Source organism: Enterobacter cloacae complex sp. ECL414 (assembly GCF_021869685.1).
GTDB classification, from domain to species: Bacteria; Pseudomonadota; Gammaproteobacteria; order Enterobacterales; family Enterobacteriaceae; genus Enterobacter; species Enterobacter kobei.
The window spans coordinates 248,423-264,203 of sequence record NZ_CP091481.1 but is presented as its reverse complement, the minus strand read 5'-3'; the positions used below and the strand labels follow the sequence as shown (position 1 = coordinate 264,203).

General features: G+C 55.9%; 15 protein-coding genes. 7 read left to right on the top strand and 8 right to left on the bottom strand.

Features of this window, described 5'->3' with window-relative positions; all coding sequences use genetic code 11:
* Positions 1-2: 2 nt before the first annotated feature.
* Positions 3-1,469 carry a signal recognition particle-docking protein FtsY gene (ftsY, locus tag L3068_RS01210; protein WP_063862255.1) on the bottom strand — a complete coding sequence of 489 codons (1,467 nt, stop codon included), beginning with the start codon at positions 1,467-1,469 and terminating at the stop codon, positions 3-5.
* Positions 1,470-1,596: 127 nt separating this feature from the next.
* Here ftsY and rsmD point away from each other — a divergent pair, with 127 nt between their 5' ends.
* A complete protein-coding gene (gene rsmD, locus L3068_RS01205; RefSeq protein WP_045135381.1) occupies positions 1,597-2,199 on the top strand; it encodes a 16S rRNA (guanine(966)-N(2))-methyltransferase in 603 nt (200 codons plus the stop codon).
* On the top strand, positions 2,183-2,464 hold the full coding sequence (locus L3068_RS01200; RefSeq protein WP_014882110.1) for a DUF1145 family protein: 282 nt from the start codon (positions 2,183-2,185) through the stop codon (positions 2,462-2,464). Before rsmD ends, L3068_RS01200 begins: the two co-directional genes overlap by 17 nt.
* A 60-nt stretch (positions 2,465-2,524) precedes the next feature.
* Here L3068_RS01200 and L3068_RS01195 read toward each other — a convergent pair whose 3' ends face one another.
* Entirely contained in the window at positions 2,525-2,881 is a 357-nt protein-coding gene (locus L3068_RS01195; protein WP_014882109.1) for a DUF2500 domain-containing protein, read from the bottom strand.
* 129 nt (positions 2,882-3,010) lie between these two features.
* Between L3068_RS01195 and L3068_RS01190 the strand changes: the two genes are divergently transcribed.
* Both L3068_RS01190 and zntA read left to right on the top strand, forming a co-directional pair.
* On the top strand, positions 3,011-3,637 hold the full coding sequence (locus L3068_RS01190; RefSeq protein ID WP_014882108.1) for a lysoplasmalogenase: 627 nt from the start codon (positions 3,011-3,013) through the stop codon (positions 3,635-3,637).
* A gap of 76 nt (positions 3,638-3,713) precedes the next feature.
* Positions 3,714-5,885, top strand: coding sequence for a Zn(II)/Cd(II)/Pb(II) translocating P-type ATPase ZntA (gene zntA, locus L3068_RS01185; protein ID WP_117581833.1), 2,172 nt, complete (start codon positions 3,714-3,716; stop codon positions 5,883-5,885).
* 88 nt (positions 5,886-5,973) lie between these two features.
* Here zntA and ubiA read toward each other — a convergent pair whose 3' ends face one another.
* From ubiA to malK, 5 genes are all read right to left on the bottom strand, one after another.
* Positions 5,974-6,843, bottom strand: coding sequence for a 4-hydroxybenzoate octaprenyltransferase (gene ubiA / locus L3068_RS01180; RefSeq protein WP_014882106.1), 870 nt, complete (start codon positions 6,841-6,843; stop codon positions 5,974-5,976).
* A gap of 12 nt (positions 6,844-6,855) precedes the next feature.
* On the bottom strand, positions 6,856-7,353 hold the full coding sequence (gene ubiC / locus L3068_RS01175; protein WP_014882105.1) for a chorismate lyase: 498 nt from the start codon (positions 7,351-7,353) through the stop codon (positions 6,856-6,858).
* A 180-nt stretch (positions 7,354-7,533) separates the two neighbouring features.
* Positions 7,534-8,478 (bottom strand): maltose operon protein MalM, encoded by a 945-nt coding sequence (gene malM / locus L3068_RS01170; protein WP_014882104.1) that lies wholly within the window; start codon positions 8,476-8,478, stop codon positions 7,534-7,536.
* A gap of 115 nt (positions 8,479-8,593) precedes the next feature.
* Positions 8,594-9,904 (bottom strand): maltoporin, encoded by a 1,311-nt coding sequence (locus tag L3068_RS01165; protein WP_014882103.1) that lies wholly within the window; start codon positions 9,902-9,904, stop codon positions 8,594-8,596.
* A gap of 71 nt (positions 9,905-9,975) precedes the next feature.
* The gene (gene malK / locus L3068_RS01160; protein WP_023331782.1) at positions 9,976-11,085 is read right to left on the bottom strand and encodes a maltose/maltodextrin ABC transporter ATP-binding protein MalK; all 1,110 of its coding nucleotides are present in this window, start codon (positions 11,083-11,085) and stop codon (positions 9,976-9,978) included.
* A 369-nt stretch (positions 11,086-11,454) separates the two neighbouring features.
* On the opposite strand from malK, the gene malE reads away from it, so the two are divergent.
* The 3 genes from malE (at position 11,455) to malG (ending at position 15,215) form a co-directional block, all read left to right on the top strand.
* Positions 11,455-12,645: a maltose/maltodextrin ABC transporter substrate-binding protein MalE gene (gene malE / locus L3068_RS01155; RefSeq protein ID WP_023331781.1), complete on the top strand. Its 1,191-nt coding sequence runs from the start codon at positions 11,455-11,457 to the stop codon at positions 12,643-12,645.
* Between the two features lie 120 nt (positions 12,646-12,765).
* Complete coding sequence (gene malF, locus L3068_RS01150) at positions 12,766-14,310, top strand: maltose ABC transporter permease MalF (protein WP_014882101.1); 1,545 nt, start codon at positions 12,766-12,768, stop codon at positions 14,308-14,310.
* Between the two features lie 14 nt (positions 14,311-14,324).
* Positions 14,325-15,215: a maltose ABC transporter permease MalG gene (gene malG, locus L3068_RS01145; RefSeq protein WP_003860332.1), complete on the top strand. Its 891-nt coding sequence runs from the start codon at positions 14,325-14,327 to the stop codon at positions 15,213-15,215.
* A 96-nt stretch (positions 15,216-15,311) separates the two neighbouring features.
* Here malG and psiE read toward each other — a convergent pair whose 3' ends face one another.
* Positions 15,312-15,722 carry a phosphate-starvation-inducible protein PsiE gene (psiE, locus tag L3068_RS01140; RefSeq protein WP_000202963.1) on the bottom strand — a complete coding sequence of 137 codons (411 nt, stop codon included), beginning with the start codon at positions 15,720-15,722 and terminating at the stop codon, positions 15,312-15,314.
* Between the last annotated feature and the right edge of the window lie 59 nt (positions 15,723-15,781).

Genomic DNA, 15,781 nt, shown 5'->3' with positions numbered 1-15,781 from the left:
TGTTAGTCCTCTCGGGCAAATAGTGCCTCAATAAAGTCGTCCGCTTTAAACGGACGCAAATCCTCAATACGCTCGCCAACACCGATGTAGCGGATAGGAATGCCGAACTGGTCGGCTACGGAGAAGATCACCCCGCCTTTCGCGGTGCCGTCCAGCTTGGTCAGCGCGATCCCGGTCAATCCTACCGCTTCATTGAACAGCTTCGCCTGGCTAACGGCGTTCTGCCCGGTGCTGGCGTCGATAGTCAGCATAATTTCATGCGGTGCATCTTCGTCCAGCTTCTTCATGACGCGGACGATTTTCTTCAACTCTTCCATCAGGTGCGATTTGTTCTGCAAACGCCCTGCGGTGTCAGCAATCAGCACGTCCACGTTACGGGACTTCGCCGCCTGAATGGCATCAAAAATCACGGACGCGGAATCCGCGCCGGTATGCTGGGCAATCACCGGAATGTTGTTCCGCTGGCCCCACACCTGCAGCTGCTCAACCGCCGCCGCACGGAAGGTATCGCCCGCCGCCAGCATCACCGATTTGCCCTGCTGCTCGAACTGACGCGCCAGCTTGCCGATAGTCGTGGTTTTACCCACGCCGTTAACACCCACCATCAGAATAACAAATGGCGTTTTGCCTTCAATATTAAGCGGTTCATCAACTTTTGCGAGAATTTCACCCATCTCGTCTTTCAGCAGGCCGTACAGTGCCTCGGCATCGCGCAGCTGTTTGCGGCTTGCCCCTTCGGTCAGGCTGGCGATGATCTTACGGGTGGTTTCCACCCCCACGTCAGCGATCAGCAGTTGCTCTTCCAGCTCTTCGAAGAGATCGTCGTCGATCTTCTTGCCGCGGAACAGACTGATAAATCCGGAACCCAGATTTTCTTTGGTTTTTAACAGGCTGCGCTTCAGACGGGCAAAGAAACCTTCTTTGGTCGGTTTTTCCTGCTCCTGAACGATCTCTTCTTCAGCCTGCTCTTGCGCTTCCACCGGCACGACGATAACCGCGTCTTCAGCCGCTTCCGCCGCCAGCGCCTGGGCTTCCAGCTCGTCGTCGGTCAGCTCTGGCTCAAGCGCCGCCTCTTCTTCCACCGCCTCAACAATTTCAACGGTTTCCGCTTCGGCCTGCCACTCTTCTGCAGATACCTCTTCGGCTTTAACCTCTTCCGGCAGCGGCAGCTCTTCATGTTCGATAACAGCCTGCGGTGCGTCGGTAACGGCTTCGGGCACAACCAGTTCTGGCTTCTCGCTCTCCTGAACCTGTTCAGTGACTTCAACCACCTCTTCAGCAAACGATTCAATCTCTTCTTTGCTGTGGACAGGTTCTTCCGCTTCGATAACCGCAGCGGTTTCTACAGGCGTTTCAGGCTGTGATTGCTCTTCTACAACCTGTTGTTCTTCGGTTTTCTGTTCTGTTTCTTGCTCTTTTTCACCGAAACCCAACCAGGAAAAGAAGCCACGTTTTTTTTGTTTTGCCATCTGCGACTACACTCCTCGCGGCGCTATATACAGGGAAGCTAAAAAAATGATGAAATAGTCTAACACTTTACTTAATTGACATCACCGCCCGCAATCGCAGGGCAATGGTTAACAGAGCTTTCCAGAGATGAAGAAACCCACCCGCGCCCCGGCCGGTCAAATTCGAATTATCGGCGGTCAGTGGCGAGGCCGGAAATTACCGGTGCCGGACAGCCCCGGTTTACGCCCGACAACCGACCGCGTTCGCGAGACGCTGTTTAACTGGCTCGCCCCGTCAATGGTAGATGCCCACTGCCTGGACTGCTTCGCCGGCAGCGGTGCATTAGGGCTCGAAGCGTTGTCGCGCTACGCCGCCAGCGCCACGCTGCTGGAGATGGAGCGCGGCGTGGCACAGACGCTGCAGCAAAATCTGGCGACGCTCAAAGCGAGTAACGCCAAAGTCGTAAACACCAATACCCTGAGCTTCCTCGCGCAGAAAGGCACGCCGCATCAGGTGGTGTTTGTCGATCCGCCGTTCCGCAAGGGGCTGCTGGAAGAGACGTTATCCCTGCTGGAACAAAACGGCTGGCTGGCGGATGACGCATTAATTTACGTTGAAAGCGAAGTGGAAAACGGTCTTCCGCCAGTGCCAGCGCACTGGGATCTGCACCGCGAAAAGGTTGCCGGTCAGGTCGCTTATCGTCTTTATCACCGTCAGGTACAAGGAGGCTCTGATGCCGGTACTGATTAACCTGGGACGTTTGCTGATGCTGGGCGTCTGGGCATTTTTGATTTTGAATCTGGTGCACCCGTTCCCGCGCCCGTTGAACATCTTCGTTAACGTGGCGCTGATTTTCACCTCGTTCATGCACGCCCTGCAGATGGTAATGCTGAAAAACGGCCTGCCAAAAGATGGCCCGCCGATGACCGGCTGGCAGCAACTGCGGGTATTTATTTTCGGCGTGTTTGAGTTGCTGGTGTGGATGAAGAAGTTTAAGGCGCAGGTGAAGAAGTAGGGTGCGGCCTGATGCCCTCGCCCTAACCCTCTCCCACCGGGAGAGGGGACCGATCGCGCATTATTCCGCCCTAAAACCCTCAAACCGTGACCCTTTGTAGCTCAGCATTCCTTTCTCACCCACCGTCAACTGGTGGTACTGCTGCGCCTCCAGGCGGAAAGTCATCTCCAGCCCGCCGGTTTCCGGCTTAAAGCTGGCTTCATAGCGCATCGTCGCGCCCGCAGGCGTAACCTGCTGTTGGCGAGAGCGTCGGTCGTTGAGGGCTTTCTCGCGCTTATTGCTCACCACCACCCGCTTTTGCATCAGCGGTGCGGCATCGTTATCCGCCTTTTCCCGGCGCTGCTGCACGAAGCGAAACGAGGCGGCAATGACGATAATCGCTACCACGATAATGAAAAACAGCGGCATCTTGCTCATTGAAACATCCCATCAGATTATGCGGAATTCAGGATACCTCGCCTGCCCCGGCATTGCCAAACGCCCGCCCGCGTCACTACACTGGATCAGAAACTGATTATTCAGCCTTAACAGTTACAGGGAGTTAATATGCTTTGGTCATTTATCGCTGTCTGTTTTTCCGCATGGCTTTATGTTGATGCGTCCTACCGTGGCCCAGCCTGGCAGCGCTGGTTGTTTAAACCCGTCACGCTGTTGCTCCTTCTGCTGCTTGCCTGGCAAGCGCCGATGTTTAACGCCATCAGCTACCTGGTTCTCGCCGGGCTGTGCGCGTCCCTGATTGGCGATGCCCTAACCCTGCTCCCGCGTCAGCGTCTGCTGTATGCTGTTGGGGCGTTTTTCCTGTCGCATCTGCTGTATACCATCTACTTCGCCAGCCAGATGACGCTCTCCTTCTTCTGGCCGCTGCCGCTGGTGCTGCTGGTGATTGGCGCACTGCTGATAGCGGTGATCTGGTCGCGTCTGGAAGAGATGCGTTTGCCGGTCTGTACATTTATCGCCATGACGCTGGTGATGGTGTGGCTCGCTGGCGAGCTCTGGTTCTTCCGCCCGACGTCTCAGGCGATGTCTGCGTTCTTCGGCGCAGCACTGCTCTTACTCGGTAATATCGTCTGGCTGGGCAGCCACTATCGCCGTCGCTTCCGCGCCGACAACGCGATTGCTTCCGCCTGCTACTTTGCCGGGCACTTCCTGATCGTGCGTTCGCTGTATATCTAAATAACGCTTGACTCTGGAGTCGACTCCAGAGTGTATGCTGCGGTTAATGAGAAAATTATCATTACCGGAGACTGCCATGTCGACTCCAGAAACACCTAAAAAAATCCCACAATTTTCGGCACTTAAGCTCAGCCCGGTTCCGCCAAAAGAGGACTGCTGCTGCGAGGGGAGCTGCGAAACGCAAGCCGACGCGCTGCCCGAAAGCGGTAATCGCTACAGCTGGGCCGTCAACGGTATGGACTGCGCAGCCTGCGCACGTAAAGTGGAAAATGCGGTCAAACAGGTGCCGGGCGTCAGCCACGTTCAGGTGCTTTTTGCGACCGAAAAGCTGTTAGTCAGCGCCGACAAGGATGTCAGTAAGCAGGTTGAAGCCGCCGTCAGCAAGGCGGGATACACCCTGCGCAGCGAAACAGCCCCTGTCGAAAAGACCGCCTCCCTGAAGGAAAATCTGCCGCTCATTACCCTCATCATCATGATGGCCCTGAGCTGGGGTCTGGAACAGATTAACCATCCGTTTGGCAACCTGGCGTTTATCGCCACCACGCTGGTCGGACTGTTTCCGATTGCCCGCCAGGCATTACGTCTGATGAGAAGCGGCAGCTGGTTCGCCATCGAAACGCTGATGAGCGTGGCGGCGATCGGCGCGCTGTTTATCGGCGCGACGGCGGAAGCGGCGATGGTTCTGCTGCTGTTCCTGATCGGCGAACGACTTGAGGGCTCGGCCGCCAGCCGCGCGCGTAAAGGGGTGAGCGCGTTGATGGCACTGAAGCCGGAAACCGCGACGCGGGTTAACGAAGGCAAACGTGAAACCGTCGCCATCAGCACGCTGCGCCCGGGCGACGTCATTGAAGTCGCCGCAGGGGGGCGCTTGCCTGCCGATGGCGCACTGCTTAGCGCCACCGCAAGCTTTGATGAAAGCGCCCTGACAGGGGAATCCATTCCGGTTGAGCGTACCGCGGGAGAAAAAGTGCCTGCAGGCGCCACCAGCGTTGACCGCCTGGTGCAGCTTGAGGTGCTTTCCGGGCCCGGCGACAGCGCCATCGACCGTATCCTGAAGCTGATTGAAGAAGCTGAAGAGCGTCGTGCCCCCGTCGAGCGTTTTATCGATCGCTTTAGCCGGATTTACACGCCCGCCATTATGCTGATTGCTCTGCTGGTTACGCTCGTTCCACCGCTGTTCTTTGGCGCGCCCTGGGAGGGCTGGATTTATAAAGGTCTGACCCTGCTGCTGATTGGCTGCCCGTGCGCGCTGGTGATCTCCACGCCAGCGGCGATCACCTCCGGTCTGGCGGCAGCGGCACGTCGCGGGGCGCTGATTAAAGGCGGCGCGGCGCTGGAGCAACTGAGCCAGGTTCAGCATATCGCCTTCGACAAAACCGGCACGTTAACCGTCGGCAAACCCCAGGTGACCGGCATTTATCCGCAGGATATCGCTGAAGATGAACTGCTTACCTTAGCCGCCGCCGTCGAACAGGGTTCCACCCACCCGCTGGCGCAAGCCATTGTGCGGGAAGCGCAGGCTCGCGGATTACCGATTCCGGCGGCCACCGCCCAGCGCGCGCTGGTCGGGTCTGGGATTGAGGCCAACGTCGACGGTAAAAAGGTCCTGATTGTCGCGGCGGGTCACTCCCCTTCCGCACAGGTTCAGGCGTTAGAGCAGGCCGGGCAAACTGTCGTGGTTGTTATGCAGGACGGCGTGACGAAAGGGATGCTGGCGCTGCGCGATACCCTGCGTGATGACGCGAAGGAAGCCGTAGCGGCGCTGCATCAGCTGGGCGTGCAGGGCGTGATCCTGACCGGGGATAACCCACGTGCGGCGTCAGCCATTGCGGGTGAACTGGGACTGGAATTTAAAGCTGGATTGCTGCCCGCCGATAAGGTCAGTGCGGTAACCGAACTGAACAGCCACGCCCCGCTCGCGATGGTCGGAGACGGCATTAACGATGCACCAGCGATGAAAGCATCCACCATAGGCATTGCGATGGGAAGCGGCACCGACGTGGCGCTGGAGACGGCAGACGCGGCGCTGACGCATAACCGTCTGACCGGGCTGGCAGAGATGATCGGCCTGGCGCGGGCGACGCGAGCCAATATCCGCCAGAACATCGGGATTGCGCTCGGACTGAAGGGGATTTTCCTGGTGACGACGCTGCTCGGCATGACCGGGCTGTGGCTGGCAGTGCTGGCGGATACGGGGGCAACGGTGCTGGTGACGGCGAACGCGCTCAGGCTGTTGCGTCGTCGATAAAAAAACGCCCGGTGGCGCTAACGCTTACCGGGCCTACATGTTCTGCCAGATCGTAGGTCGGGTAAGGCGAAGCCGCCACCCGACTTTTTTATAAGAAATAGCTCATCGCCAGGCCTAAAAACAGCACCAGCCCGACATAGTTATTATTCAAAAACGCTTTAAAGCAGGCTTCACGTTCGCGTTTGGCAATCAGCTTTTGCTGGTAAGCAAACAGCAATCCCGCCACCAGCACCGACCAGTAAAACTCCCAGTTCAGCCCGTTCAGACGGCCAATCGCGACCATCAGTGCCAGTACCGCGACCTGTAAAATGCCGATGATCAGTTTGTCCTGACGTCCAAAGAGAATGGCGGTCGATTTAATACCAATTTTCAGGTCATCGTCGCGGTCTACCATCGCGTATTGCGTGTCATACGCCACGGCCCAGAGAATATTCGCCAGGAACATCAGCCAGCAGCTGAGCGGTAGGGATTCACTCACCGCCGCAAACGCCATCGGAATCGACCAGCCAAATGCCGCGCCCAACACAACCTGAGGCAGATGGGTATAGCGCTTCATGAACGGATAAACCCAGGCCAGTGCAAGCGCAGCGACGGAAAGCAGAATTGTCATGGTGTTCAGCGTTAACACCAGCAGGAATGAGAGCAGCACCAGTACGAGGAACAGCACGCGGGCTTCTTTTCCGGTCACCTGGCCGCTGGGTAACGGACGGTTGGCTGTCCGTTTTACATGGCCGTCGAATTTACGATCGGCATAGTCATTCACCACGCAGCCCGCCGCGCGCATCAACCAGACACCGGCGACAAATACGCCCAGGATCCATAGCGGCGGTACGCCCGGCGTTGCAACCCACAGCGCCCATAAGGTCGGCCACAGCAGCAGTAACGCGCCAATAGGTTTATCAGTACGCATTAAGCGGTGATACGCCAACAGCTTATTCTGCGTTAGGCTCCACTCCATTTTTTCTTCCTCTTAGTACAACGGTGATGCCGGTAAAAAAAGTTCCGTCAGGATTAACGGCTTACCGCTCAGGCGAAGGCGGGAACGGCGTCCCCACAGTTCGGCATCACGCCCAATCTCAATAAAATCCCGGGTCAGCTCAGATGAGGTAAAAAGATAACGTCCCAGCGGGGTTTTCCCCAGCCGCTGCAGCGCCAGCTCAGGCCCGGAAAGGGTGGACTCGGGCACTACCGTCCGTCCGGCAAGCCAGGGCTCACCATCGGCACAGAGCAAAATTTCGCGCAGCCAGTAGCGTTCCTCTTGCGGCAGCAGCGGCAGCTCGCTGGCGATCTCATCGCCGGAGACAAACCCTTCCTGTATCAGGGTCACCGTGACCGTTTTACCTTGCTGTTCAAAACGTTTCGTCATGGAATCTTCCAGCAGCAACCAGTCCAGTTGCTGCGGATCAAGCGCAGGTATTTGGTCGAAATAGCGCAGCGCACGCAGTTGCGTTAGCGCAGGGTGTGACATGCCAGACTCTCCGATACATAACGTAATGGCATTGTATCGCAGAAACACGGATTGAGGGGGGCCAAACGTTATTTAACGATCACGATCGCAACATGGATGCAACAGCCTGGCGGACACGAAAAAAAGTGCGCCCACTCAGGCGCACTAAACTACTGACAAATCAGCACTGTGGGGAAACGGTTACCCCTTGCCTTTTACACTGCTGATAAAGGTGGAACGGGCAGTGGTTGAACCTAAACGTTCGGCTTCATCAAGCAGTTTCAGCGCTTTATCGACATCGCCGCGCTTCACCGCCTGCTTAATAGCGTTGTTGAAGTATTCTTCGGTGTCGTTCAGTACCGGCTCAGCTTTCTTCGCCGGTGCTGGTGCAGCGGCAGTTGCGGCAGGAGCTGCAGGTGCTGCATAGACTGGGGCAGCGGTATTGCCCACGGTTACCGGACCCGGGCCAGACGAACCAAACAGTGGGCCAACCAGTACGCTGGAAGCACTATTGGTGGAGACTTTTAGTTTGACCAGGCCATCGGTGGTATGGCGAGCAAGCGGGTCAGGAATATCCGGAACAGAGTTTCCGGTGCCTTTCGCATAGGCTTTCGCTGGATCAACCAACTTCGTCGTCTGCTGCAGATCTTTTTCCGTTGTGAAGACCAGGACGTAAATTTTCTGCTGGCCAAGAGCTGGCGTCAGGCGCATAACGCCCTGCAGCCGATCAGCACTCATCACGCCCGGTTCCTGGTAGCTAAAATAATCACTCGGGAAGAAGGCTGATGGCGTCATGTTTTGATCGAGAATCAGCACGTTCGGCGCAAATACGCTGGTTTGTTTATTAACTTCGCTGGTCAACGTCAGGGTCAGCTCGCCGATATTAGCGGGTACGCTAAAAGCGGCAACGGGACCGCTGATGCCGGGAACATTCAGGGATTGACCGCCAGCGGAAAGCTGAGTGGTTTGTACTTTCGATTGATCGACCGGTGTCCACACCAGTTGCTGAAGCGCCGCCGGCGGAATTGCAGGCGCGGCGCTGGTATTTTGAGGAACAAAATTGACATCTGCAAAGGTGACCGCCGGAACGCAGGCCAGCAGCCCCGCAGAGAGGCACAGCGCGACGAAACTTTTCTTCATTTTCATTGTTATTACCTCTGATAGCGTGAGCACTGCGGTGGCCAGGCAATAGCGCGCAGCACCCTAAGGATTGAGGGGCTTACGCCCCTCTTTTTTAGGTCATTACGTCAGGTCTAACGAATTACCACCAGATTTCCATCTGGGCACCGAAGGTCCACTCGTCGTCGTCGCCACGGCTGAAGGTTTTCGCAGAAGTGTCACTGTAAGCCACACCAGAGGTGTAACCCGTATCGCTGTTGTTTGCGTAACCCCATTTCTCATCCCACTTCGCGTATGTTGCGAAGACACGGATAGCCGGACGGGACCAGATGCTGTCGCCAGCCTGCCATTGCTGTGCCAGGGTGATTTTGTACTGACTGTTTTTCTCGTCAGTTTTCTGAGATTTGACGTTGTCGTAGCCCACTTCCAGCAGGGTGCTCATGATTGGCGTCCATTTGAACATCGGACGAACACCCACAGTCCACCACTCGGTACCGTTGTTGTTGTCACGATCGATGTTCTGGTACATACCGACGTACATCAGGTCCCAACGGTCTGCCAGGGTAATTGCACCGTGGTCCAGCACACGCCACATGGAGCCGTCGTTATCAACGCTGCCGCCCTGTGGAATCCCTTTGCCGTTGGAGGTCATGGAGTCCGTACCATACTGCAGTACGAACTTGTTGAAACCTTTCAACATGCTCTGGGTGTGCTCAGCAGTGAACAGCCAGCCATCTTTAGAAGCGCCAGGCTGCAGGTAGTAGTCGTCAGGAATGTTGGTGTGACCGTAGTCGACACCTAACTCCAGGGTGCCGCCCGGGTTGGTTTCCAGACCCGCTAAACGAACATCGAAGACATCGTTTGGTACAACGTTGTCGTAAATACGATCGCCGTTCGCATCACGATCGGCGAAGGTTGCAGAACCGCCTGATTCAGAAGAACGGGTTGCAGCCAGAGAGAGCTTACCGAAGCCCAGGTCGATGTTTTCGATACCCGCACCAGGACCCGAAATATCCCAGTAGTAGAAGTCGATCATGTGGACGTCATGACGCTGATAGAAACGCTTACCGGCCCAGATAGTAGAACCTGGCAGCCATTCAATCAGGTTTTTACCCTGCACGTTTGCTTCACGGAAGGCCGGGCTGGTGGATTCCCAGTCATTCTGCTGAGAAACGGAATACGCAACGTTAGTGTCGAAGTAGAAGCTCTTATCGCCCTCTTTCCACACTTCCTGGCCCAGTTTCAGCTCGGCATAGGTTTCACATTCGTTACCAAGACGGTATTTACTTTGTGCACCGGTTGCCTGGAAACATTGTTGTTCACCGCCACTCCCGGTCCAGCCGATGCCGGAACGAGCATAACCTTTAAAGTCCACAGCACCCGCCTGGGCAGACAGGATGCCTGCCGCAACGGCGATTGCCAGAGGGACTTGTTTGCGCAGAGTAATCATCATTCTATCTCCTGAGATCATTGCTTTTCTTTGAACACTTCACCTGTCGGTTTCGTGTCTTCTTTTGGGATTGCTTAAACGCCTGGCTCTTTATGCAACCGACGACATGCAGTGCCATCCTCACGGAACAGATGGCAACGCTCTGGCGGCAAGCCGATAGCGAATGTGGCACCCTCTTCTACCAACACCACGTCATTCTGGCGGTAAACCAGGTTCTGACGAATGGCGGGGATCTGGATATGAATCTGTGTTTCGTGACCAAGCTGTTCAACGACCTGAACCTCACCTTCCAGCGTCACATCGGCAATGTGACTCGGCAGGAGATGCTCAGGACGGATACCGAGGGACATGTTTGCCCCGACCTGTACGTTGGCGCTGTCCACCGGCAGCCAGACTTGCTGGCGGTTTGGTAGCTCCACCTGTACCTGTTCAATGGCCGTTGCAGTCACTTTAACGGGCAGGAAGTTCATCTTTGGCGAGCCAATAAAGCCTGCAACAAAGCGGTCTGCCGGGTAGTGATAGAGCTCCAGCGGTTTGCCCACCTGCGCCACGCGACCAGCATCCAGCACCACGATTTTGTCGGCCAGCGTCATCGCTTCGACCTGATCGTGGGTGACGTAAATCATCGTGCGGCCAAGACGTTTGTGCAGACGGGAGATTTCGATACGCATCTGAACGCGCAGGGCGGCATCCAGGTTAGAAAGGGGTTCGTCGAGCAGGAACACGCGCGGTTCGGCCACCAGCGTACGGCCAATCGCCACACGCTGACGCTGACCGCCGGAAAGCGCTTTCGGTTTACGCTCCAGCAGGTGCGCCAGCTGTAATACTTCCGCCACCTGGGTGACGCGCTGGTTAATCACGTCTTTCTTCGCGCCGGCCAGCTTCAGGCCAAAGGACATGTTCTCGGCAACGGAAAGATGGGGATAAAGTGCATAAGACTGGAACACCATACCGACGCCACGTTCGGCAGGCGGGATGTCGTTCATTCGGGTATCACCGATCAGCAGGTCGCCGCTGGTGATGGTTTCAAGACCGGCAATCATACGCAGCAGAGTAGATTTACCACAGCCTGATGGGCCGACAAACACCACAAACTCACCTTCAGTGATGTCCAGATTGATGTCTTTTGACACCACTACGTCGCCCCAGGCTTTCGTTACATTACGCAGCTGTACGCTCGCCATGCCCTTCTCCCTTCGTTACAACCTGTCACCGACAGAAACATTCAACATAAGTTCACTATGGGGTATCCATAACTTTCACGAATCCTCCACCCCCCGGCTTTTTTATGGGGGAGGAGGCGGGAGGATGAGAGAGCAGGCTCTGCGACCGCAGCCGGGGGGCTGAGGCGAAATTCGTGAAGCCGCCTGCAAAATTCGGTGGGTTTTTATGTGCGCCAGCACTCATAACTTAAATTTATGCAACGGAGATCACACAAACAGGGGGTGGGGCGTAGGGGTTGGGAGGATGGAAAGAGGATGTCAAATAAGGAGACTGATTCACGTTGAACCACTGAAGTCATACTACGAGACATCACCAAAAGGATGGCAGATATGAATATCAAGACTGGCGCACGCGTTTTCGCATTGTCCGCCCTTGCAGCAATGATGGTTTCCGCACCGGCGCTCGCCAAAATTGAAGAAGGCAAGCTGGTTATCTGGATTAACGGCGACAAAGGCTATAACGGCCTGGCCGAAGTGGGCAAAAAATTCGAGAAAGACACCGGTATCAAAGTTACCGTAGAACATCCGGACAAACTGGAAGAGAAATTCCCGCAGGTTGCAGCAACCGGCGACGGCCCGGACATCATCTTCTGGGCGCATGACCGTTTCGGCGGCTACGCGCAGTCTGGCCTGCTGGCTGAAGTCACCCCAGACAAAGCGTTCCAGGACAAACTCTTCCCGTTCACCTGGGATGCCGTTCGCTATAACGGCAAGCTGATCGCTTACCCTATCGCGGTGGAAGCCCTGTCTCTGATTTACAACAAAGACCTGGTACCAAACCCACCGAAAACCTGGGAAGAGATCCCGAAACTGGATAAAGAGCTGAAGGCGAAAGGTAAATCCGCTCTGATGTTCAACCTGCAAGAGCCGTACTTCACCTGGCCGCTGATTGCTGCCGACGGCGGTTACGCGTTCAAGTTTGAAAACGGCAAATATGACGTGAAAGACGTGGGCGTGGATAACGCAGGCGCGAAAAAAGGCCTGACCTTCCTGGTTGACCTGATCAAGAACAAACACATGAACGCGGATACCGATTACTCCATCGCGGAAGCGGCGTTCAACAAAGGCGAAACCGCGATGACCATCAACGGTCCGTGGGCCTGGACCAACATCGATAAGAGCAAAATCAACTACGGCGTAACGCTGCTGCCAACCTTCAACGGCAAGCCGTCTAAACCGTTCGTTGGCGTGCTGAGTGCGGGTATCAACGCCGCCAGCCCGAACAAAGAGCTGGCGAAAGAGTTCCTGGAAAACTACCTGCTGACCGATCAGGGTCTGGATGAAGTGAACAAGGATAAACCGCTGGGCGCCGTGGCGCTGAAATCCTTCCAGGATCAGCTGGCGAAAGATCCACGCATCGCGGCCACTATGGATAACGCCCAGAAAGGCGAAATCATGCCGAACATCCCACAGATGGCAGCGTTCTGGTACGCCACCCGTACTGCAGTCATCAACGCAGCAAGCGGTCGTCAGACTGTTGATGCCGCGCTGAAGGATGCGCAGGGTCGTATTACTAAATAAGCAGAAAAACGGCGGGTGGCGCGTGCGCTTACCCGCCCTACGACTACGGCACGATCCGTAGGTCAGGTAAGCGCCGCGCCACCTGACGAAAAGTTTCCACCGTTGTAGAGGAAGAACCCCATGGATGTCATTAAAAAGAAGCACTGGTGGCAAAGCGACGCGCTGAAATGGTCAGTGATAGGTCTGCTGTGTCTGCTGGTGGGTTACCTTGTTGTTTTAATGTACGTACAAGGGGAATATCTCTTTGCCATCATGACGCTGATCTTAAGCTCTGCTGGCCTGTATATTTTCGCCAACCGTAAAGCCTATGCCTGGCGCTATGTTTACCCTGGCGTGGCCGGGATGGGGCTGTTTGTCCTGTTCCCGCTGATCTGTACCATCGCCATTGCTTTCACCAACTACAGCAGCACCAACCAGCTTGCGCAGGAACGCGCCCAACAGGTGCTTCTGGACCGTTCCTATCAGGCGGGAAAAACCTTTAATTTCGGCCTGTATCCTGCGGGTGACGAATGGAAGTTAGCGCTCACTGACGGTGAGAGCGGCAAAAACTATATTTCCGACGCGTTTAAATTTGGCGGCGAGCAGAAGCTGGCCTTAAAAGAGGCTGCGGCCCTGCCGGAAGGTGAACGTGCTAACCTGCGTATCATTACCCAGAATCGCCAGGCGTTGACCCAGCTCACCGCCGTGCTGCCAGATGAAAGCAAAGTGACCATGAGCTCGCTGCGCCAGTTCTCCGGCACTCAGCCGCTCTATACCCTGGCAAAAGACGGCACGCTGACTAACAATCAGAGCGGCGTGAAGTATCGCCCGAACAACGACATTGGTTTCTATCAGTCCATTACTGCCGACGGCAAATGGGGTGATGACAAACTCAGCCCGGGTTATACCGTTACCATCGGCTGGGATAACTTTACCCGCGTGTTCACCGACGAAGGCATCCAGAAACCTTTCTTCGCCATCTTCGTCTGGACGGTGATTTTCTCGGTGCTCACCGTGATCCTGACCGTGGCCGTGGGCATGGTGCTGGCCTGTCTCGTGCAGTGGGAATCCCTGAAAGGCAAAGCGATTTACCGCGTGCTGCTGATTCTGCCGTATGCCGTGCCGTCGTTTATCTCGATTCTGATTTTCAAAGGGCTGTTTAACCAGAGCTTCGGTGAAATCAACATGATGCTGAGCGCGCTGTTCGGTATCAAACCGGCCTGGTTCAGCGACCCAACCACCGCCCGCTCGATGATTATTATCGTGAACACCTGGCTGGGCTACCCGTACATGATGATCCTGTGCATGGGCCTGCTGAAGGCTATCCCGGACGATCTGTACGAAGCTTCAGCGATGGACGGTGCGGGTCCGTTCCAGAACTTCTTTAAAATTACGCTGCCGCTGCTCATTAAGCCGCTGACCCCGCTGATGATCGCCAGCTTTGCCTTTAACTTTAACAACTTCGTGCTGATTCAGCTGTTGACCAACGGTGGCCCGGACCGTCTCGGCACCACCACGCCGGCAGGCTATACCGACCTGCTTGTGAGCTACACCTACCGTATCGCCTTCGAAGGCGGCGGCGGACAGGACTTCGGTCTGGCAGCAGCCATTGCCACCCTGATCTTCCTGCTGGTTGGTGCCCTGGCGATTGTGAACCTGAAAGCCACACGTATGAAATTTGACTAAGGAGGGCATCGATCATGGCTATGGTACAACCCAAATCTCAGAAATTGCGCCTCCTGGCGACACACTTAGGCCTGCTGATTTTCATCGCGGCAATCATGTTCCCGCTGCTGATGGTTATCGCTATCTCCCTGCGTTCGGGTAACTTCGCGACCGGGAGTCTCATCCCGGACGAAATCTCCTGGGAGCACTGGAAGCTGGCGCTGGGCTTCAGCGTGGAGCATGCGGATGGACGCGTGACTCCTCCGCCGTTCCCGGTGCTGCTGTGGCTGTGGAACTCGGTGAAAGTGGCGACCATTACCGCAATCGGTATTGTCACGCTCTCCACCACCTGTGCTTACGCCTTCGCCCGTATGCGTTTCCCGGGCAAAGCGACGCTGCTGAAAGGCATGCTCATTTTCCAGATGTTCCCGGCCGTGCTGTCACTGGTCGCGTTGTATGCCCTGTTTGACCGTCTGGGTCAGTACGTGCCGTTTATCGGCCTGAACACCCACGGCGGCGTGATCTTCGCCTATCTTGGCGGTATCGCCCTGCATGTGTGGACCATCAAAGGGTATTTCGAAACCATCGACGGTTCGCTGGAAGAGGCGGCCGCGCTGGATGGCGCTACTCCGTGGCAGGCCTTCCGTCTGGTGCTGCTGCCGCTGTCGGTACCTATCCTGGCGGTGGTGTTTATCCTGTCGTTTATCGCTGCGATCACCGAAGTACCGGTCGCCTCTCTGTTACTGCGCGACGTGAACAGTTACACCCTGGCCGTGGGTATGCAGCAATACCTCAACCCGCAAAACTACCTGTGGGGCGACTTTGCTGCGGCGGCTGTACTCTCTGCCATCCCGATTACCGTGGTGTTCCTGCTGGCCCAGCGCTGGCTGGTTAACGGGCTGACGGCGGGCGGTGTGAAAGGTTAAGTTTCATTTGTTATGCCACTGCAACCCTCAACTTTAGACGTATTGTATTGACCCAACTTGTGACTGTTGTTAGGCGCTCTTCGGAGCGCCATTTTTTTATTCCCGTTTCAGCCGCTTCGAGTTACACAGCCAGAGGGTGATCACCAGCAGCAGGATCGCCGCCGAGTAGATCAGCACGTCGAGGGGGGATTTATGATCGACGATGATCAGCCGCACAATCGCGGTGATCCCAATGTAGACAAAATAGCGCAGCGGGAAGTGAAAGCCCGACTGAAAGTACTTCACAATCAGGGCAATAAACTCGAAGTAGAGAAAGTAGACCACCAGGCCTTCCACCAGCGCATATTTGCTGGTTTGTTCAGGGGCGAACAGCACATCCGCCAGATGCACCGTCTCTTTGCCAAGGAAGACGACCAGAATCAGGCCAAGGCTTAGCAGACCGAGGTTTAGCACGGTCTGGAGGATCGTTGAGATAAACTCAACGCGCGGGCGAGTCAGGGATGTCATACAGCACCTCATTCTCCAGGGCGAGGTTCCTGTATAACGCAAAAATGTGACGGAGATCT

What these genes read in the sequence shown, in the direction of transcription:
- L3068_RS01200 (WP_014882110.1), top strand. Translation starts at nt 2,183, where the DNA reads ATGCCGGTACTGATTAACCTGGGACGTTTGCTGATGCTGGGCGTCTGG.
- zntA (WP_117581833.1), top strand. Translation starts at nt 3,714, where the DNA reads ATGTCGACTCCAGAAACACCTAAAAAAATCCCACAATTTTCGGCACTT.
- ubiA (WP_014882106.1), bottom strand. Translation starts at nt 6,843, where the DNA reads ATGGAGTGGAGCCTAACGCAGAATAAGCTGTTGGCGTATCACCGCTTA.
- ubiC (WP_014882105.1), bottom strand. Translation starts at nt 7,353, where the DNA reads ATGTCACACCCTGCGCTAACGCAACTGCGTGCGCTGCGCTATTTCGAC.
- malM (WP_014882104.1), bottom strand. Translation starts at nt 8,478, where the DNA reads ATGAAAATGAAGAAAAGTTTCGTCGCGCTGTGCCTCTCTGCGGGGCTG.
- ftsY (WP_063862255.1), bottom strand. Translation starts at nt 1,469, where the DNA reads ATGGCAAAACAAAAAAAACGTGGCTTCTTTTCCTGGTTGGGTTTCGGT.
- L3068_RS01195 (WP_014882109.1), bottom strand. Translation starts at nt 2,881, where the DNA reads ATGAGCAAGATGCCGCTGTTTTTCATTATCGTGGTAGCGATTATCGTC.
- rsmD (WP_045135381.1), top strand. Translation starts at nt 1,597, where the DNA reads ATGAAGAAACCCACCCGCGCCCCGGCCGGTCAAATTCGAATTATCGGC.
- malE (WP_023331781.1), top strand. Translation starts at nt 11,455, where the DNA reads ATGAATATCAAGACTGGCGCACGCGTTTTCGCATTGTCCGCCCTTGCA.
- malG (WP_003860332.1), top strand. Translation starts at nt 14,325, where the DNA reads ATGGCTATGGTACAACCCAAATCTCAGAAATTGCGCCTCCTGGCGACA.
- psiE (WP_000202963.1), bottom strand. Translation starts at nt 15,722, where the DNA reads ATGACATCCCTGACTCGCCCGCGCGTTGAGTTTATCTCAACGATCCTC.
- malF (WP_014882101.1), top strand. Translation starts at nt 12,766, where the DNA reads ATGGATGTCATTAAAAAGAAGCACTGGTGGCAAAGCGACGCGCTGAAA.
- L3068_RS01190 (WP_014882108.1), top strand. Translation starts at nt 3,011, where the DNA reads ATGCTTTGGTCATTTATCGCTGTCTGTTTTTCCGCATGGCTTTATGTT.
- malK (WP_023331782.1), bottom strand. Translation starts at nt 11,085, where the DNA reads ATGGCGAGCGTACAGCTGCGTAATGTAACGAAAGCCTGGGGCGACGTA.
- L3068_RS01165 (WP_014882103.1), bottom strand. Translation starts at nt 9,904, where the DNA reads ATGATGATTACTCTGCGCAAACAAGTCCCTCTGGCAATCGCCGTTGCG.